The sequence below is a fragment of the Candidatus Cloacimonadaceae bacterium genome, from assembly GCA_030693415.1.
GTDB lineage: Bacteria > Cloacimonadota > Cloacimonadia > Cloacimonadales > Cloacimonadaceae > JAUYAR01.
Window position 1 is genome coordinate 1 of sequence record JAUYAR010000151.1, and the last position, 7,891, is coordinate 7,891.

The following is a 7,891-nucleotide window of genomic DNA, read 5'->3' on the forward strand; positions in this document are numbered from 1 at the left end:
AGATAGAGTTCAGGACAGGTAATAAACACTGGAAACTGGTTGTATAAATATGGGTATGAAACATAAACCTGTGCTGCGTGGTGGTTCTTGGAACAACAATGACAACAACTGTCGGGTTGCCAACCGCAACAACAACAATCCGGGCGGCAGGGACTACAACATAGGGCTCCGTGTTTTCAGGGCTATTAAATGATTACCCTTTGCACTTTTACCCTTGGTTTGATGTAGCGCAGCATGCCGATGCTGCGGAGGAAGAAAAATTACCGGTATTTGTTTCCGCAAGATCGGCATCATGCGCTACCTTTCCTGAGTAGCCTACCGGAATCGACGATCATTTATAGATAAACCATTACAAGATAAAAAAGTAACAAGGAGATAGACATGAAATGCCCAAAATGTCAAGTCGATAACCCCGCCGGCGGCACGTTTTGCAAAAGCTGCGGAGCTGCCATGCAACAGAGCTATAAGACCTGCAAAAACGGTCATAATTATGACGCGGCTCAGACCGCATGCCCATTTTGTCCTGCCGCAGAAATGACCCTGAGCGGAGCCAAAACACAGATCGACAGTCCCACCAACCGACAGGACAAAACTGTGATCGACAACGCCACTCCGAAGCTGGCTGCTAAAGTGGCAGGCGGAAACAGAGAGGACAAAACCATGATCTTTGGAGCCGGAACCCCCTGCGATAGCACCGTGCCCGCGCAATCCGTGGGCATCCGCAAACTGGTGGGATGGCTCATCACCTTCGATATCAATCCTGCCGGAATTGACTATAAGCTTTCGATCGGCAGGCACCGGATCGGCAGAAATGCCACTTGCGATATTGTGCTCCAACAACCGGGAGTTTCGGATGAGCACGCGGTGCTGCTCTACAGGGATTGCAAGTTTATCCTGCAGGATATGCTATCCACCAACGGAACTTTTGTGAATGGAGAGCTTGTCGATGAAAAGGTAACCTTGAACAATGACGACATCATCAGGATCGGCAACGTCGATCTAAAGTTGAAGATAATCTAACAAAAGCATTGAGGGATGGACAGATCTTCCCCTCAGAGGCAACAAGGAGTTCAAATGAAGCGCATATTGATCATGACCGTCGCTCTTGGCATAGTGCTTGGTCTTTCGGCAACCCAGGTGAAAGCCCGGTATATCAAAACCGATACCGGCAACTATCCTTTTTTGATCAGTTCGGTGCAAGTTCTCGACAGCTCGGACGAGCCGATGAAAGACCTCACCGAGAAGAGATTCAAGGTCTTCATCGATGCCAAAGCCAGCGATTCCCTGAAGACGACCACCTATGAAAAAACCGGGCAGGGCTTGCATATCATCCTGTGCATAGACGCGTCCGGCACCATGAAGGGATCCCCGATGGAATCGATTCAAGCTGCGGTGATCCCCTTCATCGACAAGATCCGCTCGGTGGATAAAGTGGCAATCGCAATCTATGCCGATGATTATCAATTGCTTACGGACTTTACCGGTGAGAAGGAACTGCTGAAGAAGACGGTGCGGGACATCAAGCCCGCCGGTAGATACACTTCGCTCTATTATGGCGGCTACAAAGCCCTCCAACGCCTGGTAGCCAATGAAGAAATGACCGGAAAGATCATGGTGTTGACGGGAGACGGCAAAGACGAGAATCCCACCGGCTCATACCGGGAAAACGACCTGATCAACTTAGCCCAAACCAATGGCATCCCTGTTTTTACGATCGGTTATACCCAAGTGGAACAGATCTATCTGCAATCCCTGGAACGCATTGCGGAAAATACCGGCGGGAGCTATTATTACGCTCCACACCAAGAAGATTTGTCCAAGCATTTTGACAAACTCTACCGCCAGATCATGCATATAAATCTGCTCAGCTACTTTGTAGTGGGCATCCCCGGAGACGGTGCGGAACACAATCTGGGGATAGAAGTCACGACGGATATGGGCAAAAGAGATCTCTCCGCCAAGTTCATCGCGCCCGCGGGAAGACCCGCCTACGCAAGAAGCACCGGTCAAAAAACCAAGCCGAAGATTAATCCCGTGATGCTTGCTGTGATCATCGCGCTAATCGCTCTGATCGCTGCGACGCTGATCTTGATCAACAAGCGCGTTAGGAAGAAAAAACAAGCCGTCGCCGATGATATCAGGCGGCTCGAAGAACAAAAGAACAGCGAGATTGAAGCGGAACGCAAAAAAATCGCCGCCCTTGAGCAAGAGATACACAGGGCTGAAGAGCCGGCAGCTTCTTTGCCAATTCATCCAATTGAACAAAAGCCCCCTGATCCAAAAATCCTTGGTCGTGAGCGGACGATGATCCTAAGCGGCGGACAAACCGTTGTTGGACCCAAAACCGGTGCCGAGCGTTTGAGAATGGAAATACTGTTTGGAAATGAAGCCGGAAAAGTGTTCACCATCGACAAATCCGGAACGACACTCGGTAGAGCTGCGGATAACGGCATTGTTCTGGCGGATAAGACGGTATCCTCTCACCATGCCAGCATCACCTATGTGGAAGGATACTTTGTTCTTGAAGATATAGGCTCCACAAACGGAGTCTTTATCAACGGCAATAAAACTCAGATTTACCGCCTTGAAAACGACTGTTCATTCAAGCTCGGCTCCGTTGAAGGCAATTTCACCTTGTTGTAAGGAGAGGGAATGAAACACAAACACCCGGATTTCCTTTATGGAAACATGTCCGACGTTGGCAAAGTCCGCTCTGAAAATCAGGATTATTACGGCAGATACGAAGGCGACTTTGGGTGTCTGATCATCGTCTGCGATGGAATGGGAGGCTATGAAGGCGGAGCGGTCGCCTCTCGGCTGGCGGTAGAATCCATCTATGAACATTTCAAGCGGATTGGCGGTCATTATGACCCCAGAAATGAATTGGCGCAAGCCCTCATCTTTGCGCAAAAGAACATTTTGGATTATGTGATGGAGCATCCCGAAACCAAGGGCATGGGAACTACCGCGGTTATTTTGCTGATCAGGGAAACCAGCTATTGGTTTGCCAATCTTGGCGACAGCCGCTTGTATCTGAAAAGAGGCGGATCTGCAACCCAGCTTACAAGGGATCATTCGTTAGTGCAAGACATGGTGGATAGCGGGATCCTGACGGACGCCCAAGCTGCTGATCATCCCAAGCGCAACATCATCACCCGGGCTCTGGGGACGGATAATTTCACTCCCGATCTTAGCGGTCCCTTCACGCTCAACAAATCAGACGTGTTTATGCTGTGCTCGGACGGCTTGTACCACTATTTCACGCTTCGGGAGATGGAAAGCATCCTCGATCTGGAACCACAATCCGCGTGTGAAGCATTCGTGGAACAAGCCAATCAACAAGGCAGTGATGACAACGTGACCGTGCAGATCGTCAAATCCAATATCGGAGACAAGGCAAAGCGCCCCGCAAAAGAGTTTCGCGGTGTGAGTTGGATAGCCATTCTGGGCGTATCTGTTTTACTTTTGCTTGCTGCGTCTATCTATTTGGCACATTCCGTGTTCAAGATCATCAAACCACCTGTCAAAACGGAAAGAAGTGCCAAAGCAACCAACGGTTCATCCCTCAAAATAGAAACTGAAACTAATGAGATAGGCAGCGAGGGATCGGACAGCACCAAAACCACACACCAAGCACTCAAAAAGGAGGAATCCGATGCTCAGTAATACCAAACGCCATCTTGTGCTGTTGATTCTGATAGTCATCGCCCTATCTGCCTGCAACACCAGATTTGGAAGCCTGAAAAAAGAACAGTTTGACATTCTCAAACAAAGCGTATCTCAGATACTCGGAAAAGAATATCAGGTAAAAAAGATAAACATCAGCAACGAAGGCTATACAAACGAAGACAAGACCGAGTATGTGGTGGATTTCACTTTTGATCTGAACAAACCTCTGCTCCTGTTGCCAAGCAGCAACATACCGGGCAAGTTCATTTTTAGCAAAGACGAATCAGGAGGCTGGCTATGCGTATTCAATTCCGGAAATCCAGGCGAATTATTCAATATCTTTCGTTGATCATCCTGTTGCTTCCGGGCATGGGATACGGTCAATTGATCGACGACCTGCTGAATGCCGGGACAAACACGATCAAGGCGGTGGATAGCGTTCTATTGGACATGACCTCGGTCAGCGACACTGAAGAAAACCAAATCGGAGTTGAGCTGAAAAAGGAGATCCTTAAAAAAGTTAAAATCGAACACTCCAAGAAATATGACGTCGTGAAAATACTCAACAAAATCCTGCCGCATTGCAAACGCAAGGCGATCAAGTATGAAGTAATCGTTGTCAAAGATGATGTATTCAACGCTTACGCGGTAGCGGGAGGGAAGATGTTTCTGAATACCGGCTTGCTTGAGAACCTCGACAATATCGATGAAGTGGCATTTGTGCTTGCCCACGAAATGGCGCATAATGAGCTCAAACACTGCATCAACCGCATTCAGCACTCCTATCAGGCAGCGAAGATTCAGCCGCTGCTGGGAGCAATCGTGCAATTGGCATACATCACCTACAAACATCCGTTTTCAAAGGAAGATGAGCGCGCAGCGGATGAATATGCAGTGAATCTTATGCAAAGGGCAGGATATAAGAAAGCCGGCGCGATCTCATTTTTCCGGAATCTGGGAAAGCATGAGCAAAAATGGAAAGACACAAACCTGCAAGCCGTCAATGATTTTGTCTCGACCCACCCGACGGCGGAAGAAAGAAGGAAAAGGATTGAAAAACTATAAACGGCTTGGCTTCTTTCGCAATGCCAGATCACGAGATTCATTGCGCCGGAGGATATCGGGATATCAATACATGGTGCTCTTTACAGCCTTGACAATGGCGTTATTTTTGGTTTTATTGGGATGGAATATCCGCAAAATGGAGAAGGTGCGGGTGAGCGTAAACTTTGCGATGGATTTGATCAGAGACTTCCCGCCCTCGATGATAAATGTCGAAATTGAGAATCCCAGCCTGATCCCTTTTTCAATTCCACCTTTTCACCTTGAACTAAAAGACGCTGAAGGGCAAACCCGCGCCTATCTCAGTAGCAGAAAAACGGTAAAAGTGCCAATGCTGTCGCATACCCCAATCCCCCTTGATATCAGTTATGTGCCTGAATTCAAAGCTCAGGATATGCTAAAGCTTGCCGCAAAAGGCGCCGTGATCGAAGGCAGGATCACAGCGCAGGCGTGGTGGATCAGCCGCACCGTCTCCATTAGAAGTGAATATGCTTTGCCCAAAATGCTCCAAAACCATTGATAGCGACGCGCAATTCTGCCCGTTTTGCGGGTCAAGGATCAGCCATTCCGGTTCTTTCGGTTCTTCATCCCACGGTGAAAGGATAATCCGCATCGGCAGAGCCGCCGACAACGATCAGATCATACAGGATATCAGGATTTCAGCCCATCATTGCGAATTGCGGATCACCGCGGATGGCGGCTATATCATCCAAGATCTGAATTCCACCAATGGCGTATTTGTAAACGGGCAGCGCGTGAGCAGAGGACAAATACATCCAACTGATCTTGTGACCCTTGCCCGGGATATCGCCATTGATATTTCCAAATTGATCAATTCGATCCAAAATACACCAGGTTCAGCCCCGGTAAATCCCGATTTGCATGGTAAAAGCATGATCACGATCGGCAGGGAGCATGAAAACGACATCTTGATCAAGAACATCCGGGTTTCCCGCAATCACGCACGGCTGACGAAAATCGGCGCTGCCTGGCAGATCGAGGATCTAAACAGCGCGAATGGCACTTTTGTAAATGGGAAAAAGGTGGCACAGAGCTTTATCTCCGAAAAGGACAATATCACCGTGGGCGGAGTGCCTTTGGATTTATTGCGTATATTTAGCCATGCCATGCCGGATTGGAGCGCCGACCTGCGTTTTGCCGCTCAAAACCTGAGCTATAGTGTGGAAAACAAGACAATCGTGGACAATATCAGCATCTGCCTGAAGCCGGGACAGTTTATCGGCTTGATCGGTCCTTCCGGGTGTGGCAAAACCACTCTGATGATGATGTTAAATGGATATCTGAAGCCCGGCAGCGGAAATGTGCTGATCAACGGAGTGTCGCTGCACCACAATCCCCAGGCTTTTCAAGGGCAGCTTGGCTATGTGCCCCAGGACGACATCATCCACCGCGAACTCACCGTGCGCGAATCACTCAATTTTACCAGTCTGCTGCGCCTGGGCAATCAAATCACCCCGCAGGAAAGAGATCAGCAGATCTCCCAGATAATGGCTTCCCTAAACCTCAGCGCCGCCCAGGACACATTGATCGGTTCACCCGAAAAAAAGGGGATCAGCGGAGGACAGCGAAAAAGAGTGAACATGGCGCAGGAATTGATCACCGAGCCGCTGTTTTACTTTTTGGACGAGCCCACCAGTGGTCTTGACCCACGCAGCGATCACGAAGTGATGCAGCTTCTCAGGGACATTGCAAATCGTGGTCATGTCGTCGTGCTCACCACGCATAAAATCGATTCGCTCAATTTTTCTATCTTTTCTCATCTGATCGTCCTGAGTCCCGGTGGCAAATTGGCTTATTATGGACCGGCTCAAGCAGCCGTGCCTTACTTTGGCGTCAGCACCCCGGAGGACATCTTTGAAACTTTGGAAAAGACCGGCGCATCGCACCTGCAGCAAAAATATCTGCAAAGCGCCTTCTATCAGGAATGGGTGTTTTCCGGAATGGCGGCAGACCAAGCATCCGGTTTGATGCAAAATAGCGGGAGTTCACTTTCTGCCGGCAAACAAGCAAATGCTTTGCACCAGTTTTTTGTCCTCTGCCGGCGCTGCTTACTCGTCAAATTCAGAGATCGCTTCAGTGCCGCGGTTTTGCTGTTGCAGGCTCCCATTATTGGGCTATTTATCTATCTGGTATTCAAATCCGCGGAAAACATCCAGGCTCTCTATTTTGTCCTGATCGTCGCAGCTATCTGGCTGGGCTGTTCCAATTCCGCCCGCGAACTGGTAGCCGAGCAGACGATTTTTAAGCGGGAACAAAAAGCCAATCTGAATATCGACGCCTATCTCTGGTCAAAGATCTGTGTGCTTTCACTGCTTTGCATGGTGCAATGCCTTATTCTATGTGTTTTCACCTACCTGACGGTGCACCCAAATATCAGCTTCGTGGTGCTCTGTCCGGTGCTGAGTATGATCTCCATCGCCGCTCTATGCATGGGGCTGGCTCTTTCCAGCCTAGTCAAAACCGGTGAAACCGCCATGGCTCTCGTTCCCGTGGCTTTGATCCCGCAAGTTATCTTGGGAGGCTTGATCGTACCCTTTGGAAACATCCCCGAAGGAGTGAATATCCTTGCCGGATTCATCCTGAGCCGCTGGGCTTTTGAACTGATGATCGTGCTGGAAAACAATCTTGGGCTTACGAACGCCATCGGATTCAATCCCGATAACCTCGTCATTGATCTGAGTCTGATACTATTTATGACCATTGTATTTATCGCACTTACCCGGTTTGTGCTCACCAATAAAACAAGGAGGTAATTATGGAGCTGAAAAAAGGCACCGTTCTGCAAAACTACACCATCATCGAGCCCATCGGCGAAGGCGGGATGGGAGAAGTTTATCTGGCTGAGGAGACCATTCTTGGCAGACAGGTGGCGATCAAACGCCTAAATCCCAGCCTCACCAATGACGCCCATTTTTCCGAGCGGTTTGTCAATGAAGCCCGCATTCAGGCAAGAATGACTCATCCCAACATCGTGGCTTTATACAATTTCTTTGTGGATGATGGGGTCTATTACATGGTGATGGAATATGCGGAGGGGAATATGCTGAAAGAGCTGATTGCGATGACCGGTCCCATTCCCGAACCGCGTGCCCTCCATATTTTCAAGCAAATCGTCAATGCCCTGGCTTATGCCCATTCC

The 7,891-nt window shown here is 49.1% G+C and carries 9 protein-coding genes; all 9 read left to right on the forward strand.

What is annotated here, in order from left to right; translation table 11 throughout:
- Positions 1–55: 55 nt before the first annotated feature.
- The gene (locus Q8M98_09310) at positions 56–193 is read left to right on the forward strand and encodes a hypothetical protein (GenBank protein MDP3114962.1); all 138 of its coding nucleotides are present in this window, start codon (positions 56–58) and stop codon (positions 191–193) included.
- 188 nt (positions 194–381) lie between these two features.
- Positions 382–1,020, forward strand: a complete 639-nt coding sequence (locus Q8M98_09315; GenBank protein ID MDP3114963.1) for an FHA domain-containing protein — start codon at positions 382–384, stop codon at positions 1,018–1,020.
- A gap of 54 nt (positions 1,021–1,074) precedes the next feature.
- Positions 1,075–2,643, forward strand: a complete 1,569-nt coding sequence (locus tag Q8M98_09320; GenBank protein ID MDP3114964.1) for an FHA domain-containing protein — start codon at positions 1,075–1,077, stop codon at positions 2,641–2,643.
- A gap of 9 nt (positions 2,644–2,652) precedes the next feature.
- Entirely contained in the window at positions 2,653–3,666 is a 1,014-nt protein-coding gene (locus tag Q8M98_09325) for a protein phosphatase 2C domain-containing protein (protein ID MDP3114965.1), read from the forward strand.
- The gene (locus Q8M98_09330; protein MDP3114966.1) at positions 3,656–4,018 is read left to right on the forward strand and encodes a hypothetical protein; all 363 of its coding nucleotides are present in this window, start codon (positions 3,656–3,658) and stop codon (positions 4,016–4,018) included. Before Q8M98_09325 ends, Q8M98_09330 begins: the two co-directional genes overlap by 11 nt.
- Positions 3,967–4,734 carry a M48 family metalloprotease gene (locus tag Q8M98_09335; protein MDP3114967.1) on the forward strand — a complete coding sequence of 256 codons (768 nt, stop codon included), beginning with the start codon at positions 3,967–3,969 and terminating at the stop codon, positions 4,732–4,734. Before Q8M98_09330 ends, Q8M98_09335 begins: the two co-directional genes overlap by 52 nt.
- Entirely contained in the window at positions 4,721–5,251 is a 531-nt protein-coding gene (locus tag Q8M98_09340) for a hypothetical protein (protein ID MDP3114968.1), read from the forward strand. The genes Q8M98_09335 and Q8M98_09340 overlap by 14 nt, the downstream gene beginning before the upstream one ends.
- On the forward strand, positions 5,220–7,505 hold the full coding sequence (locus Q8M98_09345) for an FHA domain-containing protein (protein MDP3114969.1): 2,286 nt from the start codon (positions 5,220–5,222) through the stop codon (positions 7,503–7,505). Before Q8M98_09340 ends, Q8M98_09345 begins: the two co-directional genes overlap by 32 nt.
- 2 nt (positions 7,506–7,507) lie before the next feature.
- On the forward strand, positions 7,508–7,891 hold a 384-nt coding region (locus Q8M98_09350; protein MDP3114970.1), incomplete at its 3' end, for a serine/threonine-protein kinase.